This window comes from Allobosea sp. 67-29 (genome assembly GCF_001898115.1).
GTDB lineage: Bacteria > Pseudomonadota > Alphaproteobacteria > Rhizobiales > Beijerinckiaceae > Allobosea.
This window is the reverse complement of record NZ_MKSQ01000026.1, coordinates 629,494-654,125: the sequence shown is the minus strand read 5'-3', so window position 1 is coordinate 654,125 and position 24,632 is coordinate 629,494. Positions and strand designations below refer to the sequence as shown.

At 68.4% G+C, this 24,632-nt stretch carries 24 protein-coding genes; 11 read left to right on the top strand and 13 right to left on the bottom strand.

Annotated features, from left to right (window positions below):
- Positions 1-171 precede the first annotated feature (171 nt).
- The gene (gene ggt / locus BGO20_RS22140; RefSeq protein WP_291659652.1) at positions 172-1,845 is read left to right on the top strand and encodes a gamma-glutamyltransferase; all 1,674 of its coding nucleotides are present in this window, start codon (positions 172-174) and stop codon (positions 1,843-1,845) included.
- 12 nt (positions 1,846-1,857) lie between these two features.
- Here the strand turns inward: ggt and BGO20_RS22135 are convergent, their stop codons facing one another.
- The 6 genes from BGO20_RS22135 to pobA form a co-directional block, all read right to left on the bottom strand.
- A complete protein-coding gene (locus BGO20_RS22135; protein WP_291659651.1) occupies positions 1,858-2,574 on the bottom strand; it encodes an ABC transporter ATP-binding protein in 717 nt (238 codons plus the stop codon).
- Positions 2,561-3,319: an ABC transporter ATP-binding protein gene (locus BGO20_RS22130; RefSeq protein WP_291659650.1), complete on the bottom strand. Its 759-nt coding sequence runs from the start codon at positions 3,317-3,319 to the stop codon at positions 2,561-2,563. Before BGO20_RS22130 ends, BGO20_RS22135 begins: the two co-directional genes overlap by 14 nt.
- On the bottom strand, positions 3,316-4,326 hold the full coding sequence (locus BGO20_RS22125) for a branched-chain amino acid ABC transporter permease (protein ID WP_291659649.1): 1,011 nt from the start codon (positions 4,324-4,326) through the stop codon (positions 3,316-3,318). The genes BGO20_RS22130 and BGO20_RS22125 overlap by 4 nt, the downstream gene beginning before the upstream one ends.
- Positions 4,323-5,186, bottom strand: coding sequence for a branched-chain amino acid ABC transporter permease (locus BGO20_RS22120; RefSeq protein ID WP_291659647.1), 864 nt, complete (start codon positions 5,184-5,186; stop codon positions 4,323-4,325). The genes BGO20_RS22125 and BGO20_RS22120 overlap by 4 nt, the downstream gene beginning before the upstream one ends.
- An 88-nt stretch (positions 5,187-5,274) precedes the next feature.
- Complete coding sequence (locus BGO20_RS22115) at positions 5,275-6,471, bottom strand: ABC transporter substrate-binding protein (RefSeq protein WP_291659646.1); 1,197 nt, start codon at positions 6,469-6,471, stop codon at positions 5,275-5,277.
- A gap of 114 nt (positions 6,472-6,585) precedes the next feature.
- Complete coding sequence (pobA, locus tag BGO20_RS22110) at positions 6,586-7,758, bottom strand: 4-hydroxybenzoate 3-monooxygenase (RefSeq protein WP_291659644.1); 1,173 nt, start codon at positions 7,756-7,758, stop codon at positions 6,586-6,588.
- A 126-nt stretch (positions 7,759-7,884) separates the two neighbouring features.
- On the opposite strand from pobA, the gene BGO20_RS22105 reads away from it, so the two are divergent.
- Entirely contained in the window at positions 7,885-8,760 is an 876-nt protein-coding gene (locus tag BGO20_RS22105; protein WP_291659642.1) for a helix-turn-helix domain-containing protein, read from the top strand.
- On the opposite strand, the gene BGO20_RS22100 is transcribed toward BGO20_RS22105, so the two are convergent.
- From BGO20_RS22100 to BGO20_RS22090, 3 genes are all read right to left on the bottom strand, one after another.
- Positions 8,757-9,914: a lyase family protein gene (locus BGO20_RS22100; protein WP_291659640.1), complete on the bottom strand. Its 1,158-nt coding sequence runs from the start codon at positions 9,912-9,914 to the stop codon at positions 8,757-8,759. The two genes, BGO20_RS22105 and BGO20_RS22100, sit on opposite strands and share 4 nt — an antisense overlap.
- Positions 9,915-9,929: 15 nt before the next feature.
- Positions 9,930-11,165 (bottom strand): alpha/beta hydrolase, encoded by a 1,236-nt coding sequence (locus BGO20_RS22095; RefSeq protein ID WP_299858806.1) that lies wholly within the window; start codon positions 11,163-11,165, stop codon positions 9,930-9,932.
- Positions 11,166-11,384: 219 nt separating this feature from the next.
- A complete protein-coding gene (locus BGO20_RS22090; RefSeq protein ID WP_291659638.1) occupies positions 11,385-12,059 on the bottom strand; it encodes a GntR family transcriptional regulator in 675 nt (224 codons plus the stop codon).
- A gap of 158 nt (positions 12,060-12,217) precedes the next feature.
- On the opposite strand from BGO20_RS22090, the gene BGO20_RS22085 reads away from it, so the two are divergent.
- From BGO20_RS22085 to kduD, 6 genes are all read left to right on the top strand, one after another.
- Positions 12,218-12,931 (top strand): 2-keto-4-pentenoate hydratase, encoded by a 714-nt coding sequence (locus tag BGO20_RS22085; RefSeq protein ID WP_291659637.1) that lies wholly within the window; start codon positions 12,218-12,220, stop codon positions 12,929-12,931.
- A 67-nt stretch (positions 12,932-12,998) separates the two neighbouring features.
- Complete coding sequence (locus BGO20_RS22080; protein ID WP_291659636.1) at positions 12,999-13,985, top strand: TRAP transporter substrate-binding protein; 987 nt, start codon at positions 12,999-13,001, stop codon at positions 13,983-13,985.
- 68 nt (positions 13,986-14,053) lie between these two features.
- Positions 14,054-14,587, top strand: coding sequence for a TRAP transporter small permease (locus tag BGO20_RS22075; protein ID WP_291659635.1), 534 nt, complete (start codon positions 14,054-14,056; stop codon positions 14,585-14,587).
- Between the two features lie 3 nt (positions 14,588-14,590).
- Positions 14,591-15,871, top strand: coding sequence for a TRAP transporter large permease (locus BGO20_RS22070; protein WP_291659634.1), 1,281 nt, complete (start codon positions 14,591-14,593; stop codon positions 15,869-15,871).
- Positions 15,872-15,881: 10 nt separating this feature from the next.
- On the top strand, positions 15,882-16,718 hold the full coding sequence (gene kduI / locus BGO20_RS22065; protein WP_291659633.1) for a 5-dehydro-4-deoxy-D-glucuronate isomerase: 837 nt from the start codon (positions 15,882-15,884) through the stop codon (positions 16,716-16,718).
- Complete coding sequence (gene kduD / locus BGO20_RS22060; RefSeq protein ID WP_291659631.1) at positions 16,718-17,488, top strand: 2-dehydro-3-deoxy-D-gluconate 5-dehydrogenase KduD; 771 nt, start codon at positions 16,718-16,720, stop codon at positions 17,486-17,488. Before kduI ends, kduD begins: the two co-directional genes overlap by 1 nt.
- Positions 17,489-17,548: 60 nt before the next feature.
- Here the strand turns inward: kduD and BGO20_RS22055 are convergent, their stop codons facing one another.
- From BGO20_RS22055 to BGO20_RS22040, 4 genes are read right to left on the bottom strand one after another with little or no spacing between them, the layout of a single operon-like run.
- Entirely contained in the window at positions 17,549-18,301 is a 753-nt protein-coding gene (locus BGO20_RS22055; RefSeq protein WP_291659629.1) for an SDR family NAD(P)-dependent oxidoreductase, read from the bottom strand.
- Positions 18,301-19,590, bottom strand: coding sequence for an ABC transporter substrate-binding protein (locus BGO20_RS22050; RefSeq protein ID WP_291659627.1), 1,290 nt, complete (start codon positions 19,588-19,590; stop codon positions 18,301-18,303). The genes BGO20_RS22055 and BGO20_RS22050 overlap by 1 nt, the downstream gene beginning before the upstream one ends.
- A 55-nt stretch (positions 19,591-19,645) precedes the next feature.
- A complete protein-coding gene (locus tag BGO20_RS22045; RefSeq protein ID WP_291659625.1) occupies positions 19,646-20,941 on the bottom strand; it encodes an ABC transporter substrate-binding protein in 1,296 nt (431 codons plus the stop codon).
- Positions 20,913-21,704: a FadR/GntR family transcriptional regulator gene (locus BGO20_RS22040; RefSeq protein ID WP_291659624.1), complete on the bottom strand. Its 792-nt coding sequence runs from the start codon at positions 21,702-21,704 to the stop codon at positions 20,913-20,915. The genes BGO20_RS22045 and BGO20_RS22040 overlap by 29 nt, the downstream gene beginning before the upstream one ends.
- Before the next feature lie 110 nt (positions 21,705-21,814).
- Here BGO20_RS22040 and BGO20_RS22035 point away from each other — a divergent pair, with 110 nt between their 5' ends.
- The 3 genes from BGO20_RS22035 to BGO20_RS22025 are packed head-to-tail and all read left to right on the top strand — an operon-like array spanning position 21,815 to position 24,631.
- Entirely contained in the window at positions 21,815-22,939 is a 1,125-nt protein-coding gene (locus BGO20_RS22035; RefSeq protein WP_291659622.1) for a mandelate racemase/muconate lactonizing enzyme family protein, read from the top strand.
- On the top strand, positions 22,939-23,811 hold the full coding sequence (locus tag BGO20_RS22030; RefSeq protein WP_291659621.1) for a carbohydrate ABC transporter permease: 873 nt from the start codon (positions 22,939-22,941) through the stop codon (positions 23,809-23,811). The genes BGO20_RS22035 and BGO20_RS22030 overlap by 1 nt, the downstream gene beginning before the upstream one ends.
- Positions 23,804-24,631, top strand: a complete 828-nt coding sequence (locus BGO20_RS22025) for a carbohydrate ABC transporter permease (RefSeq protein ID WP_291659620.1) — start codon at positions 23,804-23,806, stop codon at positions 24,629-24,631. The genes BGO20_RS22030 and BGO20_RS22025 overlap by 8 nt, the downstream gene beginning before the upstream one ends.
- The last annotated feature ends 1 nt before the right edge of the window (position 24,632 follow it).

Below are 24,632 nucleotides of genomic sequence, written 5' to 3'. Positions count from 1 at the left end.
GCGGGGCGTCTTGCAGCTTGCCCTCCGTGATATCCGGATCGGCGGCCGGCGCAATCTTCCGGCGGAGGCGGGAGGCGCGATCCAACGAAAGTTTGTCATGCGGCAGACGCACGCGCCGTCCCGCGACAAGCCGGCTGGACCTGGGGCCTCGCTCGCGCTCAAGTGCAGGACATGAATGCTCCCGCCATCCGCCGCGTCGCCGAATTCGCCTGCGAGAAGAGGCCCGCCAGCGGCTCGCGCGGCATGGTCGTCACCAACCACCCGCTCGCTTCGGCCGCGGGCTCCCAGATGCTGCTCGCCGGCGGCAACGCCATCGATGCGGCGGTTGCTGCGCTCTTCGCGCTGACGGTGGCGGAGCCGATGATGGTCGGCGTCCTCGGCGGCGGCTTGAGCCATATCCGGCTCGCCGACGGCAGCCACCGCATCATCGACAATCTCTCCACGGCTCCCGGCCGCGCCGCGCCGGACATGTATGACTGCCTCTCCGACGAGATCGGCAAGCAGCGCGACACCCGCGATCGCGAGAACGTCGTCGGCGCGAAGGCGGTAGCGGTGCCGGGCGCGCTCAAGGGCTGGTGCGAGGCGCTGGAGCGCTTCGGCAGCCTGCCGCTGGCGGACGTGCTGCAGCCGGCGATCGCGCTTGCCGCGCGGGGCTTCACGGTCACGCCCTATCTTTCGAACTGCATCGGCGACAATGCGGCCGACCTCGCTCGTGACCCCGGTCTCGCGGCGATGCTGCTGCCCGGCGGAACCCCGCTCAAGCCCGGCGCGAAGCTGGTTCAGGGCGCTTATGCGGAGAGCTTGCGGCTGATCGCGCAGCAAGGCCCCGGGGCGCTCTATGACGGGGCGCTCGGAACCGCGCTGACCGGCTGCATGGCGACACATGGCGGCCTCATCGGGCAGGATGACCTCGCCGGCTACCGGACCGAGACGCGCGAGCCGATCAGGGGGAGCTATCGCGGCTACGAGATCGTCGGACCGCCGCCGCCCTCCTCGTCGGGCGTGCATATCGCGCAGATGCTCAACATCCTCGAAGGCTACGAGATCGGCGCGCTCGGCTTCGGCTCGCCGGACGCGGTGCATCTGCTGGCGGAGGCGCTGAAGATCGCCTTCGCCGACCGCGCCGTCGCGACGGCCGATCCGGCCTTCGTCAAGGTCCCCGTCGAGAAGCTGATCGACAAGCGCTATGCCGCCGAGCGGCGCGCGCTGATCGAGATGAACCGGGCGCGAAGCTGGGCGGCGGGACTCTCGGGCGGGGAATCGGCCGACACCACCCATGTCACCGTGGCCGATGCCGACGGCAACGTCGTCAGCGCGACGCAGACGATCAACGGGCTGTTCGGCGCCTGCGTGCAGATCCCGGGCACGGGCATGATCGCCAACAACTACATGTTCAACTTCGATCCGCATCCCGGCCGGGCGCTGTCGATCGCGCCGGGCAAGCGCGTCTTCACTTCGATGGCGCCGATGATGGTGCTGAAGGGGGATCGGATCCGCTATGCGCTGGGCCTGCCCGGCGCGCTGCGCATCTTCCCCTCCGCCCTGCAGGCGATCGTCAACCTGATCGACCATCGCATGAGTCTGCAGGAGGCGGTCGAGGCACCCCGCGTCTGGACCGAGGGCGGGGTGCTGGAACTGGAGGAGGCTATCCCCGAGGCCGTGGCGCGGGAACTCGCCTCGCGCGGGCACAGGATCGTGCGCTCGCCCCGGATCGCCGGCGGCATGAACGCCATTTCCTTCGACGAGGACGGCACCATGGCCGGCGCCGCCTGCTGGCGGGCGGATGGCACGCCCGTCGCGATCTCGGGCGGGCTGGCGCGGGCTGGCGCGCGGTTCAGCATCTGAGCCGCGAGCGGCTCAGTGCAGCCCCCCGACGCCGATGTAGCGCTCCAGCACGTCGCCATCGGCCCGCAGCGCCGCGGATGTTCCCGACCAGACGATCCGCCCGCGTTCGAGGATGATGACGTCCTGCGCGAAGCCCAGCGCGCTCTCCAGCCGCTGCTCGACGAAAAGGATCGTCATCGCCCCGCTCGCGGCCAGCCGGGTGAAGGCCTCCATCAGCATGTCGCAGATCACGGGGGCGAGGCCCTCCAGCGGCTCGTCGAGCAGCAGGACCGAGGGCTGGCCGAGAATGGTGCGGGCGGTGGCCAGCATCTGCTGCTCGCCGCCTGACAGCTGCGAGCCGAGATTGCGGCGCCGCTCGGCGAGGCGGGGAAAAAGCGCATAGGATTCGTCGATCGCCGATCGAGGACGGCCCTTCAGCCCGACGAAGAGATTTTCCTCGACGGTGAGGCTCTTGAAGATCTCGCGGGTCTGCGGGACGAGACCGATGCCGCGCAGCGCCCGCCCCGTGGTGCGCAGGGCCGTCACGTCCTGCCCGCCGAGGCCGATGCTGCCGGCATAGAGACGGGTCAGCCCCATCAGTGTCGCCATCAGCGTGGTCTTGCCCATGCCGTTGCGGCCGAGGATGGAGAGGCGCCCGCCGGCCGGCACGGAGAAGGAGACGTCCTCCAGCACATGCGTCCGGCCGTAGCCGGCGCTCAGGCCGCGGACATCGAGGTCAGCCGCCGGCATGGGCATAGCTCCCGAGATAGGCTTCCCGGACCCTGTCGTCCCGCGCGACGTCGGCGGGCAGTCCCTGGAAGATCAGCTCGCCGGCGGCGAGCACGACGACGCGCTTCGCAAAGCGGAAGACGAGGTCCATGTCGTGCTCGATCATCAGCACGGCGAGGGAGGCCGGCAGGCGCTCCAGGGCCCGCTCGATCAGGGGCGTGTCGGAGGACGGCACGCCGGCCGCGGGCTCGTCGAGGAGGAGGACCTTCGGGCGCTGCGCCATCGCGATGGCGATTTCGAGCAGACGTTGCTGGCCATAGGCGATCTCGGCGACCTTGCGGCGGGCGATGGCGGTGAGGCTGAGCGTTGCGAGGATGCCGGCGGCTTCGTCGGAAGCGGCGCCGTCGCCGTGGAAGCGCGCGAGAATGCGCGTTGCGCGGCCCTGCCGCTGCAGGATCGCCATGACGACATGCTCTTCCGGCGTCATGTCCGGGAACAGCCGGGTGACCTGAAAGGTGCGGACCAGGCCGCGCCGTACGCGCGCGACCGCGCCGAGCGAGGTGATGTCCTCGCCTGCGAGGCGCACCGAGCCGGCGCTGGGCGGAATGCGCCCGGTGACGAGGTTGACGAAAGTGGTCTTTCCGGCACCGTTCGGGCCGATCAGCGCCAGGCGCTCGCCCGCCGCCATGGCGATGGAGACGTCGTGATTGACCCGCAGCCCGCCGAAGGATTTCGAGAGATGGGCGACTTCGAAGACCGCGTTCACGGCGCCGTCCTCCTCTTGCCGCGCATCAGGATGCGGGCAGCCTCGTCGATCGAGCCGGAAAGCCCGCGCGGGGCGAAGAGCACGATGGCGACCAGCAGGCCGCCGACCAGCGTCAGCCAGTGGAACGGGTTGAATGCGGCGACGATATGCTCGACCGCCATGAAGACGACCGTGCCGATCAGCGCGCCGTAGAGATTGCCGAGCCCGCCGAGCACCAGCATGACCAGCGCATTGGCCGACAATTCGAAGCTCACGCTGTCCAGCCCGACCACCTGCGTCGCGATCGCGCCGAGCGCTCCGCCCGTGCCGGCGACCGCTCCCGAAATCAAAAACATCCTGAGCAGCACGGGGAAGGCCGAGATGCCGAGCGCGCTCACCCGCAGCGGGTCCTGCTTCAGTCCGCGGCAGACCATGCCGAAGGGCGAACGGACGAGCAGCTTCAGGGCGACGAAGACGATGACGAGCAGGGCCAGCCCGAAGAGATAGGCCGTCCGCCCCCAGAGATCGAACTCGAAGATGCCGAAGAGCGGAGCCGGGGCCATGCCGGAGAGGCCGTCGCTGCCACCAGTCACGGAATAGGCCTTGTTGGCGGCCTCGTGCAGGAGCTGGACGATGGCGATCGAGAGCACGAGCTGCGGCAGGCCATGAGCCCGCAGCATGATAGTGCCCATGAGCAGGCCGGTCACGCCGCCGGCGGCCGCGCCGATCAGGATCAGCAGGAAGGGCTCGGTCACGCCGGCGAGGCAGGCGATGCCGGCCGCGTAGGCGCCGGCGCCGTAGAGCGCCGCCTGCCCCAGGGAGGCGATGCCGCAATAGCCGACGACGAGGTCGAGCGAGAGCACGAGCAGCGCGACCGAGATCATCCGGGTCAGGAAGGACAGGTTGTCGGGGAAAAGCCAGTAGCCGGCGAGGCCGGCGATGGCGACCAGAGCGACACCGACGCTGTCGCGGCCGAGACTGCGCATGGGCCGGGCAGCGGCCGCGGAATCGGGAGCCTGCCGCGTCATTGCGCCCGTCCCAGCAAGCCGCGCGGAAACAGGCAGACGATGAGGATCACGGCCAGATAGAAGAAGAAATTACCGAAATCGGGCACGAGATAGCGCGCGGTCACGTCGATGGCGCCGAGCAGGATGCAGGCGGCCAGCGCACCGGGGATCGAGCCGGCTCCGCCGACGGAGACGACGACGAGGAAGGTCACCATGTAGCGCAGCGCATAATACGGCTCGATCGGCAGGAACTCGGCACCGACGGCGCCGCCGAAGGCGGCAAGACCGATGGCGAGAGCGAAGCTGGCGGCATAGATCCATTCGGTGCGCACGCCGAGCGCGCGTGCCATCGGCGCGTTCTCGACCGCGGCGCGCAGATTGATGCCGAAGCCGGTGCGCTCGATCAGGAACCAGAGGCCTCCCGCCACGACGAGCCCGCTCGCGATCACGAAGAGCCGATGGCCGGCGATGCTGCGGAAGCCGAGATCGACCGGCTGCGCCAATTCGGCCGGGAGCGGGATCGTCTTCAGCGTCGGGCCGAAGAAGTAGTTGGTGATGCCGATGACGCAGAAGGTGATGCCGATCGTCATCAGCACCTGCGAGAGCTCGCTGCGGTCGTAGATCCGCCGGAAAAGCAGGCGCTCGAGCGGAATGGCGATGAGGATGGTGCCGGCGACGGCGAGGACGATGCCGACGGCGTATCCGAGGCCGAGGTCGCGGGCCGCATAGGACGCGATGTAGCCGCCGATCATGGCGAAGGCGCCATGGGCCAGGTTGACCAACCGCATCAGGCCCATGGTCAGCGACAGGCCGATGCAGATGATGAACAGCGCCATGCCGTAGGCGAGGGCGTCGAGGGCGATGCTCAGCGCGGTCTGCATGCGGATGCTGGCCTCGTCGGACGCGAGCGGGACAGGGGCGAGGGCACGGGCTGCGCCCTCGCCGGCGCTTGTGGACGGGGCGGGCGGGCTATTTGGCCAGCCCCGGGTCCTTCTGCTCGGGGAAGCGCTGGATCTCCTTGTTGATCCAGTGTCCCTTCGCGTCCTTGGCGACCTCGCGCAGATAGATCGTCTCGGTGATGTGACGGGTCTCGGGGTCGATCTTCACAGGGCCGCGCGGGCTTTCCCAGGCGAGGCCCTTCACCGCCTCGACCGCCTTCTCGGCGTCCTGCTTGCCGCCGGTCGCAGCGATCATCCTGGCGATCACATGCATGCCGTCATAGGCGCCGACCGCCGGGAATGAAAGCTGGGCCGGATCGCCCAGGGCCTTCTCCGCCGCGGCGACGAATTTCCGATTGACGTCGGAATCGTGCGAGACGGCGTAGTGGAAGGAGGTGATCATGCCGGAGGCCGCCTCGCCGAGCGCCGGCAGATCCGACTCCTGCGTCAGATCGCCGGTGGCGAAGAGCTTCACGCCGGACTGCTTCAAGCCGGTGTCGTTGAAGGATTTGACGAAGCCGAGCGTCGGCGGGCCCGACGGCAGGAACGCGAAGACGCCCTGGGCGCCGGCGTCGCGGACGCGCTGCATGATCGGGCTGAACTCGGTGGTGTTAAGCGGCATGCGGATCGATTCGACGACCTCCCCGCCGGCTGCCGTGATGGCCTTCTTGAAGGCAGCCTCGGCATCGACGCCCGGCCCGTAGTCGCTGACGACCGAGACGAACTTCTTCACGCCACGGTCGACTGCCGCCTTGCCCAGCGGGGTCGTGGTCTGGGCGGTGGTGAAGGAGGTGCGCACCACCAGCGGCGAGGAGGTCATGATCGCCGAGGTCGCGGCGTTGAAGATCACCAGCGGGACATTGCCCTGCTTCAGCAACGGCGTGATCGCCATCGCGTCGGGGGTGAAGTAGACGCCGCCGAGATACTGCACCTTGTCGCGGACGATCAGCTCCTGCGCCAGAGCGCGGGATTGCTGCGGGTTGGCGGTCGGCAGGTCGCGATAGACGATCTCGATGTCGTGTCCGTCGACCGACTTGCCGTTCTGCGCCAGCCAGGCTTCGACGCCCGCCTGGAAATTCTTGCCCTGCAGGGCGAAGGGGCCGGAGAAGGGCCCGATGATGCCGACCTTGACCGTGTCGGCCGCGGCCGCGCCGCCGAGTCCGAGCCCGCTCGCCAGCGCGAGCGCGCCGAGCGAAAGCAACCTGCTGAAACTGCGCCTGTCGATCATCTGCGTCCTCCCGTTCCGTTCCCTGAGGTCTGTGTCGCGTCCTGGCTCTCTTGCCTCGTCCGGCCGGTTTGCGCGCTCTCGAAGAGCTTCGACAGGCGCAATGCCCGCTTCGCCCTAATATGGCAACCCGACATAGTTCTCGGCCATGGCGGCGGAGGCCGCCGGCGACTGGACGAGATAATCGAGCTCGGCATGCTGCATGCGTTCCTCGAAGGCGCTGCGCTCGGGGAAGCGGTGCAGGAGCCCCGTCATCCACCAGGAGAAGCGCTCAGCCTTCCAGATGCGGGCGAGGGCGCGGGCGGAATAGGCCTCGATCCCGGCATCGGAACCTTCCTGATAGTGCTCGCGCAAGGCGTCGAACAGATAGCGCACGTCGCTAGCGGCGAGATTGAGGCCCTTGGCGCCTGTCGGCGGCACGATATGGGCGGCGTCCCCGGCGAGGAACAGCCGGCCGAAGCGCATCGGCTCGGCGACGAAGCTGCGCAGCGGCGCGATGCTCTTCTCCAGCGAGGGGCCGGTCTGCACCGCATCGGCCACTTCCGCGGGAAGCCGGCGGCGCAGTTCGTCGTAGAAGGCCTCGTCCGACCAGTTCTCGACACGCTCCTCCAGGGGCACCTGGACATAGTAGCGGCTGCGTTCGGCCGAGCGCATCGAGCAGAGCGCGAAGCCGCGCTCGTGCCGCGCATAGACCAGCTCGTGCGCGGCCGGCGGGCGATCGACCAGCAGGCCGAGCCAGCCGAAGGGGTAGACGCGCTCGAAGCTGCTGATCCCCGACACGGGAACCGAGCGGCGCGAGACGCCGTGATAGCCGTCGCAGCCGGCGATGAAGTCGCAATGCAGCTCCCGGATTTCGCCCTGCGTCTCGAAGGTGATCCGCGGCGCGGCGGTACCGATGTCGTGCAGCGCGACCTCCTGCGCCTCGTAGACGGTAGGGCGGCCGAGCGCGCGGCGGGCTTCCGCGAGATCCTGCGTGACCTCCGTCTGGCCGTAGACGGTGACCGTCTTGCCGCCGGTCAGATGCTTCAGGTCGATGCGGTGCAGCATGCCGTCGAAAGCGAGATTGACGCCGTCATGCACCTGACCTTCCCGGTCGAGGCGCGCGGCGACGCCGGCCTCGTGCAGAAGGTCGACCATGCCCTGCTCGAGCACGCCGGCGCGGATGCGGGAAAGGACGTAGTCGAGGCTGCGACGTTCGAGGATGACATTATCGATCCCCGCTCGCGACAGGAGCTGGCCCAGCAGCAGCCCGGCCGGGCCGGCGCCGATAATGGCAACCTGCGTGCGCATTGCCGCATTCCTCCCGCAGCACGATCGGTCTTCGGCCGATCTTTCTGCGCAAGCTATGCGCCGTGCCGACGCTTGACGGAATGGAGGATTCGCGCAGTGTCTTGGACAAATCGATCGCGAGGGCCGATGCCTGCCACCTCCGTTCCCGCTTACTGGCTCTATGGCGAGCGCCTGACCGACCGCTTCCCCGACGCACTGCATATCGAACCGATCGTCGCGCGCAGCGCCCTGCACGGCTGGACCATCCAGCCGCATTTCCACCACCAGCTCTTCCAGTTCTTCCTGATCGTCGGCGGAGGCGGCCAGACCCGCATCGATGGCCGCGACCATCCCCTGGCTCCGGGCTCGGCGCTGCTGCTGCCGCCAGCGACGATCCACGAATTCCATTTCATCGTCGGCACCGAGGGGTTCGTCGCCAGCGTCGCCGAAACCTCGCTGAAGCGCCTGTTCGACGCCGAGCCGGAGGCGCGCTCGCTGCTCGGCGCCCCGGCGCTGTTGCAGGCCGCGCCCGACGAGGCGCAGCTGCAGGCGCTGGCGACGCTGATGCGGCTCGCGATGAGCGAGTTCGGTGCCAATCGGGCGAACCGCGAATTCGCGCTTGCCGCCTATGCCGACCTGATCGCGTCCTGGTTCTCGCGCGCGGCCCGCGGCCTGCGGGCCAGCGGCGAGCCGGCGAAGGACGGGCGCGCGGGGCTGGTGCGCCGCTTCATCGAACGGGTCGAGACGCGGTTTCAAAGCCATGAACAGCTGACGGAGCACGCCCGGGCGCTCGGCGTGTCGGTTCCGCATCTGTCGCGCAGCTGCCGCCAGGTGCTCGGCCATTCGGCCGCGCGCGTGCTGCAGGACCGGCTGATGATCGAGGCGCGCCGCGATCTCGTCTACACCTCGCTGACGATCGCGCAGATCTCGTTCCGCCTGGGTTTCTCCGACCCGGCCTATTTCTCGCGCTTCTTCGCCAAGCGGGCCGGGCTCTCGCCTTCCGATTATCGCGCCAGGGCCTAGCCGGGCGAAGGCTTTCGCCTTCCGGTGTCCAGCAGGGCCTCGACCAGCGCGGCGCTCTCGCCGATGTCGACGCCCAGCCCGGCGGCCTCGAGATTGCAGGCGATCGCAGCCTCGTCGATCTCGAGCCCTTCCGCGACGCCCGCCATGGCGTCGGCGGCGCCGGCAGCCAGCAGGAACAGGTCGGCGATGGCGGGGCCCTCGGCTTGCCAGCCGCCGAGGCCACGCTCCTCCTCGGCCGGCAGGCCGGCGAGGATGCCGGCCACGAGACCGGGCGCACGCTGGCAGGCGGAGAGCGCGATCTGGCAGCCGGTGGGGTTGCGCTTATGTGCCATGGCGGAGGAACCGCCGCGGCCGGGAACCGCCGGCTCGCGCGCCTCGCCGACGCCGTTCTGCGCCAGCAGGGAGACGTCGCGGGCCATCTTCCCGAGCGCGCCGATCACGATCGCCAGCGCTGCCGCGATCCCGGCCACGGCCCCGCGCCGCGCCTGCCACGGAGCGGCGTCCGCGAGGTGCAGTGCGGCAGCGAGGCGGGCGGCGACAGGCGCGCCGCGGCCGGCAAGGCCGGCGCGGGTGCCGGCGGCGCCGCCGAACTGGAGGACAGCGCCGGTCTCGACCTCGCGCAGCAGCCGCCCGGCCGCATCGGCGACCCCGGCCTGCCAATGGGCGATGCGCAGGCCGAAGCCGATCGGCAGCGCATCCTGCAGCAGCGTGCGGCCGATGGCGGGCCTCGCCGCGTGGCGGCGCGCCAGAGCGTCCAAGGTCGCCAGGACCCGCGCCAGATCGGCGGACAAGAGCGCGTGGCCTTCCTGGATCTGCCGGACGAGGACGACATCGGCGACGTCCTGGCTGGTGGCGCCCTTGTGCAGGGCCTTTGCCGCAGCCTTTGGCAGCGCCTTGCGCAGCCGCGCCACGAGCGGGATGGCGAGCGTGCCGGCCAGCGCCGCCTCGGCTGCGAGCGCAGCCGGCTCGATGACGATCGTCGCGCAGAGATCCGCGATGGCTTCCGCTTCGGGGGCGCCGATCAGCCCCTCGGCCGCTTCGGCGCGTGCCAGCTCCGCCTCGAAGGCGAGCGCGTGCCGCAGCGTCGCGCGGTCGTCGAACACGGCAAGCATCGCCTCGGTCGTCGCCGGGCGCGTGCGCAGCAATTGGCTCATGGCATTCTCACCCGGTCATTCGGCCACGATGGCATCCGAAGCGCTGCGAAGCGACTGGCCGAATTCCTCTGCATGGCCGGCGATGCCCCGGCGCGTCGCCGGATCGACGACTGCGAGCGGGGCGGAGACGGCAAGGCCCGCGGCGGTACCGACCGCGGTCGCGGCGCCGGCCGTGACCTGGATCAGCCGGTCGCCCAGGCCGATCCGGGAATCGGTGATCGGCTGGCCCTCGATCAGGCGTGAACCGATCAGCTGGACGACCTCGGGGCTCTCGGCGAACTTGCCGTGGTTCAGCCGGTCTCCGGTCTGCAGCTTGGTCAGGTTCAGGACCGTGATGCCGGACTTGCCCAGCTCGCTGCGGTAGGGCTCGGCGTCCGGGTCGATCGCGCCGAGCCGGGCGGTGCTGCCCCAGACGCGGCGGGAGACCGCCAGAGCGCGATCGTCCTGCGAAACGAAGATCGTGAAGCGCGGGCGCCGGCCGGTCATGTCCGCCACCTGCTTGCGGAAGACGTCGATGTCGACATCCGGCGCGGCGAGCATCGCATTGGCGATCTTCGGGGGGATGCTGCCGTTGCGGATCGCCATCTGGCGCAGCGCCTCCAGCGTCACCCAGTTGCCCATGGAATGAGCCAGGATCGAAACCTCGCCGACGGCCGGGTCGCGCGCCAGCGTCTGCAGCAGGTTCTCCAGCGCGTCACGGGAGTAGTTGCCGCTCTCGCGATCGTAGCCATAGGCGAAGATCGAGCCGCGGGAAGGCCAGGTGAAGAGCACCGGCACGACATCCGCGCGGGAATCATGGACGATCTGGGCAAAGCGGTAGACCGCATCCTCGAAGCGGTTGTTGAAGCCGTGGATGAAGACGAGGACGCGCCGCTTGGGCACCTTCTGCACCGCCTTGTGAAACAGCGTCACGGCCTGGTTGCGGTCGAGCTTCTCGACCTTGGCGGCGACGAAATCCGTCTCGGGATTGCCCGGCAGCCGGCTCGGCCATTGCACCTCTCCGGTCTTGCGGCGCGCGTCCGGCGGCAGCGACACCACGATCTCGGCGAAGGACATCCGGCCGCGCTCGCCGGAGAAGAGCACGCCGGGATCCTGGTCGGGCGCCCGCGTGGTCACGACGAGCATCGAAGCCTTGGTCGTATCGGCGGGAACCGCCGCGACGGGCACCAGCGTCCCCTTCACATCGCCGGCGCAACCGGCAAGCAGCAGCGCGGCGGCGAGGGCGGTCGCAACGGAAGGGCATCGTGTCATGGCCGGGCCTCGTCATGAACGGGCCGCCGTTCCGCGGCCCGCTGCCGGAGCCTTCTTTGCAGGGTCCGGCCACGCACTCAAGCCCCATGGCCGAGAGACCCGCTGCCGGCGGGCGCGGTGCATGCCTGAGACAGGGCCGCGCCATGCCGGCGAGACGCAAGGTCGCCCGGGCCGCCATCCCGTGGCGCGAGTGGTTTCGCGGGCGCAGTCGCGGGACGTCTATTCGAAGAGATCGGGATGGAGATGCTCGATCTCGGGCAACGCCCGCAGCAATTCGTTGAGGTGATGCCGCATCGCGGCCTCCGCGGCCTCGGGATCGCGGCCGTCGATCGCGGCGACGATCGCCTGATGCTGCGTGACCAGGGCGGCCATGGCGTTGGGGCTCTGCAGGCTGAGATGGCAGGCCCGGTCCATATGCGCCTTGAGGTTGGCGACGAGCGTCCAGGCCATGGGGCAGCCGGCGCCTTCGGCCAGCGCCATGTGAAAACGCTCGTCGAAGCGCTGGAAGCCGGCATGGTCGCCCTTGTCGACGGCGCGCTGCTGCGCCTCCAGGCAGTTGTCGATGATCTGGCGGCTGGTGACGATGAAGCTGCCGCAGGCGCGCCGGACGACGGCACTCTCGATCGCCTCGCGCAGGAAGCGCGCCTCCATCATCTTCTGGACGGAGATTTTGACCACGATCGTGCCGCGCTGCGGCAGGATCTCGACGAACCTCTGCTGGCTGAGAGCGATCAGGGCTTCGCGGACCGGCTGCCGCGAGACGCCGTAGCGGCTGGCGATCTCCTGCTCGGAGAGCCGCGTGCCGGGCTTGAGCTCCAGCGCCACGATCGCCCGCAGGAGTTCCTTCTCCAGCCGGTTGGCGCTCGACCCGGTCTGACCTTCAGCAAAGCTCACGCGGCCTTCTCCAAAGCGCTTGCAATCGACGTCGCATGGGATAATCTACCATACCAGTGTCGATCATGGTATCCAAAAGTATGACCGCTGCGACGATCGCCCGATCCTTTCACGAAGCGCGCCGCAGCGCACGGCCTCTTTCGGCATTTCCCGGCGATTTGCCCACCGACCTGGCGCAAGCCTATGCGGTTCAGGAGGCCGCGATCGCGCTCTGGCCCGAACCGGTGCGCGGCTGGAAGGTGGCCGCGATCCATCCCGACCTGCGCCAGCGCTTCGGTGCGGCGCGGATGGCGGGGCCGGCCTTCGCGGGCGGCGTCGTGCCCGTGACTCCCGGCACGGTCGGCGAGGTCGCCGTCATCGACGGCGGCTTCATCGCGGTCGAGACCGAGATCGGCATCGTGATGGGCGCCGATCTGCCGCCGCGCACGCGGCCCTGGACCCGGGATGAGCTCGTCCCCTTCGTCGGCGAGGTGCGCGTGGCGATGGAGATCGCCGGCTCGCCCCTGCCGAGCATCAACGAGATCGGCCCGCCTGCCATCGTTTCCGACTTCGGCAACAACACGGCGATCGCGCTCGGCGCACCGCTCGCCATTGCGCAGGGGCTGTCGGATATCGAGACGGCCATGCTGATCGATGGCGAGGTCGCGGGGCGCGGGCGCAGCCACGGCCCGAACGGCGGCCCGCTCGACGCCCTGCTGTTCCTCGTCAACCATCTCGCCGGCCGCGGCCGCGGCCTCGCGAAAGGCGAGGTCGTCTCCGCCGGCGCGACGACCGGCGTCCATCCGATCGCCATCGGCCAAGGCGCGGAGGCCGTCTGCGCCGGGGCTCCGCCGCTGTCCGTCCGGTTGGTCGCGAGAGAACCGGCGCGCTAGCGGGGGCTTGCGCCGCGACAAACAAAAAATCCGGCCCGAAAACGGGTCTCTTCAGGGAGGAAAGATCATGATTGCACGTCGTACCCTGCTTGCCGGCGCGGCCGCGCTGGCGGTCTCGGCCACCGCCTCGTCCTCGGCCCGCGCCCAGAGCGTGACGCTGCGGGCCGCCGACATCCATCCGACCGACTATCCGACGGTCGAGGCTGTCCGCCATCTCGGCAAGCTGCTCGAGGAGCGCAGCCAGGGCCGCATCAAGATCAACGTCTTCCACTCCGCACAGCTCGGCCAGGAGAAGGACACGATCGACCAGACCCGCTTCGGCGTCATCGACATCAACCGCATCAACATGGCGCCGTTCAACAACCTGATCCCGGCGACGAACATCCCGTCGCTGCCCTTCATCTTCCGCTCGGTCGACCACATGCGGAAGGTGATGGACGGAGCCATCGGCGACAATCTGCTGAAGGAGTTCGAGAAGCACGAGCTGATCGGCCTCGCCTTCTACGATTCCGGATCGCGCTCCTTCTACAATTCCAAGCGCCCGATCAGCAGCCCTGCCGACATGAAGGGCATGAAGATCCGCGTCCAGCAATCCGACATGTTCGTCGCGCTGGTCTCGGCGCTCGGCGCCAACGCCACGCCGATGCCGTTCGGCGAGGTCTATTCGGCGCTCCAGACCGGCGTCATCGACGGGGCCGAGAACAACTGGCCGTCCTACGAATCCACCCGCCATTTCGAGGTGGCGAAGTTCTATTCGGTGACGGAGCACTCGCTGTCGCCGGAGGCGCTGGTGATGTCGAAGAAGAGCTTCGACAAGTTCAACGCCGCCGACCAGGCGCTGATCAAGGCCGCGGCCAAGGAATCGGTGCTGACGATGCGCAAGCTCTGGGATGCCCGCGAGAAGGCGTCCGAGGCCAAGGTCAAGGCCGGCGGCGCCCAGATCAACACCGTCGACAAGAAGCCCTTCATCGACGCGATGAAGCCGGTCTACGACAAGTTCGTCACCGATCCGAAGCTGAAGGAGATGGTCGCCGCGATCCAGGCGGTGAACTGAGCCTCGCTCGGCGGGCCGCCCCTGACGGCGGCCCCGCTTCCGGCCCCTCGCCAGCCTGGGCATATTTCATGCGCGCCTTCACCGCCTTCCTGACCCGCCTCGACGCCAAGCTCAGCCTGTTCGCACTGATCGCCGCCGGTGCCGGCCTCGTCCTGATGACCGCGATGGTCGCCTGGGGCGTGTTCGGCCGCTACGTGCTCAACGACACGCCGATCTGGGTCGAGGCCGGGTCGCTGTTCCTGATGTCCTGGTTCATCCTGCTCGGCGCCGCCGTCGGCGTGCGCGAAAGCGATCATCTCGGCTTCGAGGTCGGGCTGGTGCTCTCGCCGCCGCCGCTTCGCGCCGTGCTGATCGTGCTGGGCGAGGGGCTGGTCTGCGCCTTCGGCCTGGCGATGCTGGGCTATGGCTGGCAGCTTGCCGCCGGCACCTGGAGCGACCGGATGCCGATCATCGGCATCTCGCGCGGCTGGGACTACGTGCCGATCGCGGTGGGCGGCGCGTTGATCGCCCTGTTTGCGCTGGAGAAGCTGCTGCTCTTCGTCACCGGCGAGCAGCAGGCGCCGCTCGGCTTCGTCCATTTCGGCGAAAGCCAGGAGGCCTGAGAGATGGAGCTCTGGATCCTTTTCGGCGTCTTCTCGGTGCTGCTGCTGATCGGCGTCCCCGTGGCCTTCTGCCTGGGCCTCGCCTCTCTGGCGACGGTCGCCTCCATGGGCCTGCCGCCGGTCGTCGTCTTCCAGCAGATGAATTCGGGCATGAACGCCTTCGCCATGATGGCGATCCCGTTCTTCATCTATGCCGGCGACCTGATGATCCGCGGCGGCATCGCCGAGCGTCTGATCCAGATGGCGGCGAGCCTCGTCGGCCATCTGCGCGGCGGGCTGGGCCAGGTCAACGTCGTGACCTCGACGCTGTTCGGCGGCATCTCCGGCTCGGCGGTGGCGGATGCCTCGGCGGTCGGCGGGCTGATGATCCCGCAGATGAAGAAGCGCGGCTACGATGCCGACTATGCCGTCAACGTCACGGCCAATGCGGCGATCATCGCCCTGATGATCCCGCCCTCGCACAACATGATCATCTATTCGCTTGCCGCCGGCGGCAATCTCTCCATCGCCGACCTGTTCACCGCCGGCATCGTACCGGGCCTGATGCTCTGCGCCGCCCTGATGGTCGCGGCCTGGGCCGTCGCGGTGCGGCGCGGCTATCCGCGCGAGCCTTTTCCCGGCTTTGCCACGGTCGGGCGCTACGCGGTGCTGGCGCTGCCCGGCATCCTGCTGATCGGCATCATCTTCGGCGGCGTGCGTTCCGGTATCTTCACCGCGACGGAATCGTCCTGCGTCGCGGTCGTCTATGCACTGCTCGTGACCGTCTTCGTCTACCGCCAGCTGAGCTGGAGCGGTTTCGTCGAGGCGACGCTGGGTGCCGTGCGCACCACGGCGATGGTGCTGCTCGTCATCGGGGCGGCCGGCGCCTTCGGCTGGCTGATGGCCTTCCTGCAGGTGCCGCAGGCGACGATCGCCGCGATGAAGGCGGTCTCCGACAATCCCATCGTCATCCTGCTGATGATCAACCTGATCCTGCTGGTGCTCGGCACCTTCATGGACATGGCGCCGATGATCATCATCTGCACGCCGATCTTCCTGCCGGTGGTGAAGGCCTTCGGCGTCGACCCGGTGCATTTCGGCGTTATCCTGATCCTCAACGCCGGCATCGGCCTCAACACGCCGCCGGTGGGGTCGGTGCAGTTCGTCGCCTGCGCCATCGGCCGCATCTCCATCGGCGAGTCCATGCGCACGATCTGGCCGTTCTACGGCGCCAGCGTCGCCGTGCTCCTGCTCGTCACCTATCTGCCCGGCCTGTCGCTCTGGCTGCCGCGGCTGTTCCACTGAAGGACCGATCATGACCATCGATATTCGCCAGGTTTCCCATCCCGAGGCCGTCAAGGACTTCGATACGGCGGAACTCAGGCGCCACTTCCTGATCGAGACGCTGTTTGCGGCCGGCGAGGTGAAGCTGACCTACAGCCATCTCGACCGCGTCATCGTCGGCGGCGCCATGCCGACAGACAGGGCCATCGTCTTGCCGACGCCGAAGGCGATCGGCACCGATGCCTTCCTCAGGCGGCGCGAGCTCGGCATCGTCAACGTCGGCGGCCCGGGCAAGGTCTCGGTCGGCGGCAAGGACCACGCGCTCGCCAAGCGCGACGCTCTCTATGTCGGCAAGGAAGCCGGCGAGGTCGTCTTCAGCAGCGACGATGCCGCGAGCCCGGCAAAGTTCTACCTGCTCTCGACCCCGGCCCATGCCGTGCATCCGAACAAGGTGATCCGCGAGGCCGACGCCAAGACGATCGCCCTGGGCGAGCAGGCGACGGCGAACAAGCGCGTCATCCGCCAGTACATCATCCCCGGCGTCTGCGAGACTTGCCAGCTGGTGATGGGCGTCACCACCCTGGAGGAGGGCAGCATCTGGAACACGATGCCGGCCCACACCCATGACCGGCGCTGCGAGATCTATCTCTATTTCGACGTTCCCGCAGACGCCCGCGTCTTCCACCTGATGGGCGAGCCGCAGGAGACCCGCCATCTCGTCGTCGCCAACGAGCAGGCGATCCTCTCGCCCGGCTGGTCGATCCATTCGGGCGTCGGTACGCGGGCCTATTCCTTCATCTGGGGCATGGGCGGCGACAATGTCGACTATACCGACATGGACATGGTCGCGACCGGGGATCTGCGCTGATGCTGAAGGGCTTCGACTTGTGCGGCCGGACCGCGATCGTCACCGGGGCCAATACGGGCCTCGGTCAGGCGATCGCGGTCGCGCTCGCCGAGGCCGGCGCTGGCATCGTCGCGGTCGGGCGCTCCGGCATGGCCGAGACGAAGGCACTCGTCGCCGCGACCGGCAGGCCTTTCCATGAGATCACGGCCGACCTGGCGACGCTGGAGCCGATCGGGCGCATCGTGGAAGAGGCCGAGGCAGCGGCAAAGGTAGACGGCTCGCGGCTCGACATCCTCGTCAACAATGCCGGCATCATCCGCCGAGCCGATGCCATCGACTTCACCGAGGCCGATTGGGACGAGGTGATGGACGTGAACCTGAAATCGACCTTCTTCCTGACACAAGGCGTCGCGAGGCGCATGCTGGCCGACGGCAAGGGCGGCAAGGTGATCAACATCGCCTCGCTGCTCTCCTTCCAGGGCGGCATCCGCATCCCGTCATACACGGCCTCGAAGAGCGGGCTGGCCGGTCTCACGCGCCTGCTCGCCTGCGAATGGGCTCAGCATGGCATCAACGTCAACGCCATCGCGCCGGGCTATTTCGTCACCAACAACACCGAAGCCCTGCGTGCCGACCCGGTCCGCAACGAGGCGATCCTCGCGCGCATCCCGGCTGGGCACTGGGGAGAGCCGCGCGAGCTGGGTGGAGCGGCGGTATTTCTCGCCTCCGCCGCGGCGGCCTATATCCACGGCGTCGTGCTACCCGTCGATGGCGGATGGCTGGCGCGCTGAAGACGGCGCGAATGCGGAACGCGGGATGGGACGCACCTTGAGGCGATATGGCCATCGCCCTCACAGCCGCATGCCGCCGTCCACCGCGATCTCGGCGCCGTTGAGATAGCTGCCCTCGGGCGAGCACAGCAGCAGCGCCACCCCGGCGCAGTCCTCCGGCCGCCCGAGCCGGCCCAGCGGGATGCGGGCGAGCACCTGCTGCCCGCGTCCGGGCTGGGCGAGGACGGAGCGGTTGCGGTCGGTCAGGATCGCGCCCGGCTTGACGATGTTGAAGGTGACGTCCGGCGCCTGTGTCGTGCGGGCGAGATTCAGGATCATGCTGGTCTGCGCCGCCTTGGTCGCGGCGTAGTAGAAATGGCTGGGATTGGGGCGTGCTTCCTGCACGCTGCCGATCGCGATCACCCGGCCGAAGCCGCGTGCCAACATCCCCGGCAGGAAGGCCTGCAGCAGCCGCATGGTCGCGTGGAGGTTGATCGCGGTCTGGGCGGCCATGGCCGCTTCCGAGACCGCGTCCCAGCTTTCCAGTATCTCGACGGACGCGCAGAGCACGAGGATATCGGGCTCGCGGCCCTTCGCCTTCAGCTCGGCCGCCATGACAGCGGGGGCAGCATCCTCGGCGAGATCGGCGATCAGGGCCGAGGCCGCGAGGCCTTGCGCTTGCAGATCGGCTGTCGTCGCGTCGGCGGCGCCGGCATCCCGGTCATGGATGATCGCATGCGCGCCGGCCTCGGCGAGGCGCGTCGCGATCGCCAGGCCGATGCCACGCGCCGCTCCGGTGACCAGCGCGACGCGCCCCGAAAGCGGACCCGCCATCAGCCGAGCAGCGGCTTCACGCGCGCCGTCGCGTCGTCCATCGCCTGCTGCGCCGGCTTGCGGCCGAGCACGGCCGCCTGGGTCTCCTCGACGAAGATGTCGTGGGCGCGGGCCTGCTCGTCGAAGGCGGGCAGATGGATGCGCGAGGCCTTGAGCGCCGCGGCCTCGTCGGCGGCATAGGGCATCGCCGCCTTCAGCTTGGCGTCGGCATAGGTCGAGATGCGCGCGGGGCCGTTGCCGTTCAGCGCCATGGCGGTCGTGCCGGCCTTGGAGGAGAGGGTGCGGATGAATTCCCAGCTCAGAGGCTTCTGCCCGGCGCTTTTCGGGATCACCAGCGCCCAGAACTCGGTCGTCGGCGCGAAGGCGACCTTGCCTACCAGGTCGGCCGCCATCGGCGGCAGCAGCGACTTGAACTTGCCGCCGTATTTCCCCTTGGACGGGTCGTTGTAGGTCACCAGCCGGGCGAAGGGGTTGATCGTCATCGCCGCCCGGCCCTGCTGCATCCAGGTGGTGATCTCCTCGTTGTTCACCGTGGCGAAATTCCGCGGCAGCACGCCGGCCTTGTAGAAGTCGGCGAGCAGGGTCAGCGTCTTCACCATCGGCGGCTCGGCCGCGACGATCTTGCCGTCGGTCGTCATGTAGTCGCCGCCGAGGCAGCGGGCGAGCGTCAGGAAGTTCGAGGCGAAGACGGCGGTGAAGGCGAGGCCGTAGACCTGCGTGCCGTCCTCGCGCTTGAAGGTGAGCTTGCGGGCAAGCTCGGTCAGCTCCTCGAAGGTCGCCGGCAGCTTGGTGACGCCGCGCTCTTCCAGCAGGGCCTCGTTGTAGATCAGGGCATTGGTGGCATGGCGCACCGGGATGCCGTGGAGGGCATCGCCGACTCTGAGTGGGGCCAGCAGGCCCGGTGCGAAATCGTCGAAGGCCTCGATCGGCGCCTGCTTCATCAGCGCGTCGAGCGGTTCGAAGAGCTGGAGATTGCGCGGCACGGCACGGCCGTTGACGAGATAGGCGACGTCGATCGAGGTCTCCGACAGCGAGGCCTCGCGCAGCAGCCGCTCATGCACGGCGTTGACGTCGCCGAAGGTGACCCAGTTGACAGAGGCGTCGTTCGCCTTGCGGAAGGCCTCGGTCGCATCGCCGCCGGGGCCGGTGGTCGCGGCATTCTGGTGAACGCGGTGGCCGAGCGCGGTCAGCGTTTTCGCCTGGGCGAAAGCGCCCTGCGGGAGCAGCGCGGAGGTGGCCGCGGCGCCTGCGAGCGCGCCGAACCGGCGGCGCGAGATGCGGGATGTCATCGATGGTCCTCCGGTACTGGTATCGGGCGCCAACGCGCCGGTTCTCGTGGATCGCTCAGGCCGGCAGCAGCGGCTGGACGCGCTTGACCAGCGAGGCCATCGCCTCCTCCGGCGTCTTCATGCCGAGCACGGCGGCCTCAGCCTCTTCCTTGAACAGGTCGCCGGCGCGCGCGGCCTCGTCGAAGGCCGGCAGCGGAACGCGGGCGACCTTCAGCACCTTCAGCTCTTCGGCCGCATAAGGAACCTTTCCGGCGAAGCTCTGATCGGCATAGGTCGAGGCGCGGACCGGGCCGTTGCCGTTGAGCGCGGCCTTCAGCGTCGCTTCCTTGGAAGTCATCGCCTTGATGAAGCTCCAGGACAGGTCCTTGCGCCTGGCATTCTTCGGAATGACCATGCCCCAGAACTCCACCTTCGCGGGCGCGGCGTCATACTTGCCGGCCAGCGTCTTCGAGGCGGGCACGGCGATCGTCTTGATCTTGCCGGGGAATTTCGACTTCTGCGGATCGTTGTAGATGCGGTTGCGGCCCATGCTCTGCAGGCTCATCGCGGCGCGGCCCTGCTGCATCCAGACATTGACGTCCTCGGGCGAGAGCGTCGCGAAATTGCGCGGGAAGGCATGCGCCTCGAACAGCGCGCGCAGCGTGCGGATGGCGTTCAGCATCGGCGGCTGGTCGGCGACGCATTTGAAGTCGGGCGTGATGAAGTCGCCGTCCCAGGCGCGGGCGAGGTCGATCACGTTGGGATAGGTCACGCCCGGCGTGCAGAGACCCACGACCTGCGTGCCATCGGCGCCGCGATAGCTGCAGGCCTTGGCGATCTCGATCATCTCCTCGATCGTCGCGGGGGGCTTGGAGAAGCCCTTCCCGGCCAGGATTTCCTCGTTGTAGTGCAAGCCGGAGGAAGCGTGGCGGAACGGGACGGCGAGCTGCTTGCCGGCCACCTTCATGCCCTGCATCAGGCCGGGAAAGATGTCGGCGGGATCCTCGATCGGGTCCTTCTTCAGGTAGTCGTCGAGCGGTTCGAACAGCGTCGCGGCGCGGGGCACGACCTGCGTGTTGACGACGAAGCCGACATCGACGGAGGTCTCGCCAAGGCTGGCCTCGCGGAACAGGCGCTCCTGCAGCGGTCCGGTGTCGAAGGTCGTCCACTGGACGGTGACGCCGTTCTTCTGCGCCCAGTCCCTGGTGATGTCGCCGCCCTGCGCACCGGTCGAGACCGTCTGCATGACGCGGTGGGTGAAGACGTTGAATGGCCCGCTCTGCGCGTGCGCCGCGCTGCCCAGCCCGGCGAAGCTCAGTCCGATGATACCGGCGCCGAATTGCCTACGATCGAGTGTCGCCCCTTGGCTCATGATGATCCTCCCTGTGGCTCGCGAGTTCCGCGATGGCGGCTTCTGCCGCTTCGAAATGCTTGTTCATGGCGGCCGAGGCTGCCGCCGGGTCGCTCGCCTTGATCGCCGCGACGACGCGGACATGGCGCTCGAAGGTGCGCTGCCAGTCGTCCGGCCCGCGCGCCTCCCGCGAGTTGAAGATTTCCATCACCTCGCGGATGACCGGCCTGAGGCCCCGGATCTGGAAGTCGAGCAGGCGGTTGCCGGAGGCGGCGGCGACGGCCTCGTGGAAATCCAGGTCGGCCTCGATCCAGCGCGGCACGTGGCCCAGCGCATCCTCCATCCGGGCGAGGATGAGGTCGAGCTTCTCGATGTCCTCGGCCGAGCGGCGCTCGGCGCTGTGGGCTGCGATCGGCGGCTCGAGGATGCGGCGCAGCTCCACCGCTTCGGTCAGGCCATTGGCGCGACCGCGTACGGCGAAGCGGTAGAAGCGGTCGAGGGGGGCGGCATCGAGCGCCTGCACCCGCGTCGGCTTGCCCTGCTGGATATGGACGACGCCCATCGCCGCGAGCTGGCGGATGGCCTCGCGCGCGATCGGCTTGCTGACGCCGAAGGAGGCGGCGATGCGCGATTCCGACGGCAGGGAATCGCCCGGCTTGAGACGCCCCTCATGGATCGCCTGGGTGATGCGCTGGATCACCGCATCGCCGAGACGCATCGGCACCACATCGCCGCCCGCGAAAGGGTCGTCTGCATCCAGCACGGAACGGGCGAGATCGCTCATCAAAATCCTCCGGTTGTGATCATTGACAGATGCCGCGTTCCTTGGCAACTGTTCAACATATCAGATAAGCAGATGTCGTTCAGCGACACGACTCGGGAGGGCCAAGCCGCATGTCGGCCAGCCGCATCGCCAGGATTGACGTCCACCCGCTGCGGGCGACGCTCCCCAAGGTCCAGAGGACCTCGCAGGGCGACTATCCGGCGATCGAGCTGGTCGTGGTCGAGGTCGAGACCGAGGACGGCACGATCGGCTTCGGCGAGGGGCTGTGCCGGCGCGGCGCGGCCGGTTATGCACGCTTCACCGAGGACGCGCTGGTGCCGCGCCTGATCGGGCGCGATGCTGGGGATAGGCGCGCACTGTGGAAGGCGATGCGCGCGTCGCTTTCGGGGCGGCCGGGCGGGCAGGTCGTCGAGGCGATCGCAGCGGTCGATATCGCGCTCTGGGACATCGCGGGGAGGCAGGCAGGCCAGCCGATCCATCGCCTGCTCGGCGGCATGGGGCGCAAGGAGGTGGCGGCCTATGCCTCCTCGATCAATTGGCTCGACGATGCCACGGTCGAGGCCGAGGTCGCGGCGGTGCTGAAGGCGGGGTTCCGCGAGATCAAGGTCAAGCTCGGCCATCCGCTGCGCGACGCGGTGGCGCGTGCCAAGCTCGTCCGCCGGCTCGCCGGTGACGAGATCGCGCTCTATGTCGATGCGAACTGGGCCTATGATGTCGACGACGCGATGATCGTCGGGCGGGCGCTGGCCGATCTCGGCTACGGCTTCTTCGAGGAGCCGATCGCGCCCCATGACCGCGAGGGTTATCGGCGCCTGGCGCAGCATCTGCCGATCCGGCTCGCGGCCGGCGAGAGCGATTTCGTCGCGGGCGAGGCGCTGACCATGCTGCAGGACCGTTCGCTCGGCCTGATCCAGCCTGACGTGACGCGCTCCGGCGGTATCACCGAGACCTGGCGCATCGCCGAGCTCGCCGCGGCTTTCAACACGGCCTACGCACCGCATGTCGGCTGGTCCGGCGCGATCTGCGTCGCCGCGAGCCTGCAGCTCGCCGCAGCGGCGGAGAGCTTCCGCACCTTCGAATGCATGGTCTACGAGAACCCGCTGCGCGACGCTTTCACGCAGCCGCTCGTCGGCGAAGGCTCTCAACTCGTCGAGGGCAAGCTCGCCATCCCGCAGGGGCCGGGGCTGGGTATCGAGATCGATCGCGAGGCGCTGGCGCGCTTCAGGATCGCCTGATGACCACCCGCACGCCCCTTTCCGCCATAGCGCTGGTCACGCCGGTCCAATTGATGATCGGCGGCATCATCTTCCTGCCGGCGATCTATGTGTTCTGGCTCAGCCTCAATCAATCCTCCTTCGGCCAGGCGGCGACATTCGTCGGCCTCGCCAATTACGCGAAGGTGCTGGGCGATCCGTATTTCTGGAAGGCGCTGCTCAACACCGTCATCGTCGTCGCCATCGTCGTGCATGTCGAATTGCTGATCGGGCTCGGCATGGCGCTGTTCTTTGCTTCGGGCGTGCCGTTCCGCCCTCTCCTGCTTGCGATCGTGCTCGCCCCCTATGCCGTCAGCGAGGTCTCGGCGGTGGTGATGTGGCGCTACCTGTTCGAGCCCGATGTCGGGATGATGAGCCGGCTTCTCGCCACGATCGGCCTGCCGCCGATCGAATGGGCGGTGAACCCGAGCCACGGCCTCGCCATGGTCAGCCTGCTCTCGATCTGGCTGCACCTGCCGTTCTCTTTCATCATCCTGTACGCGGCGCGGCTTTCGATCCCCGGCGATCTCTATGAGGCCGCCTCGATCGACGGCGCCTCGGCCTGGACCTCGTTCCGGCGCGTGACCTTGCCGCTGCTGATGCCGGCTCTGCTGATCGCCGCCCTGTTCCGCTACATCTTCGCCTTCCGGCTGTTCTCCGAGGTCTGGCTGATGACCGGGGGCGGACCGGCGCGTTCGACCGAAGTGATGGCGGTCTATCTCTATCTCGAAGCCTTCCGCTACAACGCCTTCGGCTCGGCTGCCGCCACCGGCTGGCTTCTGGTGCTCGCCTCGCTCCTGCTCGCGTTGTTCTATCTGCGCCGGCTCTACCGGGAGATGTTCGCGCGTGCCTAGGCTTGTTCGTCATCTCCTGAAGCTCGTCGGCGTGCTCGCGGTCGTCGCCTGGTCGCTCGTGCCGATCGGGCTGATCGCGCTATCCTCCTTCAAGGCCGATCGCGACATCTTCTCGCCGACGGGCGCATTCTCCTTCGCGCCGACATTGGCGAACTATGAGGCCCTCTGGAACCGCTGGGGCGATTTCTTCTTCGGCCTGTGGAACAGCTTCCTCGTCACCGTCGGCGCGACACTGCTCGCCGTCGGCGTCTCCCTGCTTGCCGGCTTCGCCTATTCGCGCTTCGCCTCGCGCGGCCTGCAGGCCTCGGCGTTCTTCCTGATCTTCATCCGCCTGATCCCGCCGATCGTGATCACGCTGCCGCTCTTCCCGGTGGTGAACTGGCTCGGCCTCAACGACACGCATTTCATCCTGATCCTGCTCTACGCCACCTTCTTCGTCTCGCTCGGCACGGTGGTGATGCGCACCTTCATCGACCAGATCCCGCGCGAGCTCGACGAAGCCGCGATGGTCGACGGGGCCTCGCAGATGCAGATCATCGCCCGGATCATCCTGCCGATGGCGGCGCAGGGAATGCTGGCGGTCTCGGTCTTCGTCATCGTCTACGCCTGGAACGAGTTCCTCTTCGCCTTCATCTTCACGACGACCAAGGCCAAGACGGCGCCGCTGGTGATCTCCGAGATGATCGGCGCCGTCGAGGGCGTCGAGTGGGGCGTGCTCTTCGCGGCTTCCACCGTGCAGCTCGTGCCGGTGCTCGCCTTCGTCATCCTCATGCAGAAGCATCTCGTGGCCGGGCTCACCGCCGGCGCGGTGAAGGGATAAT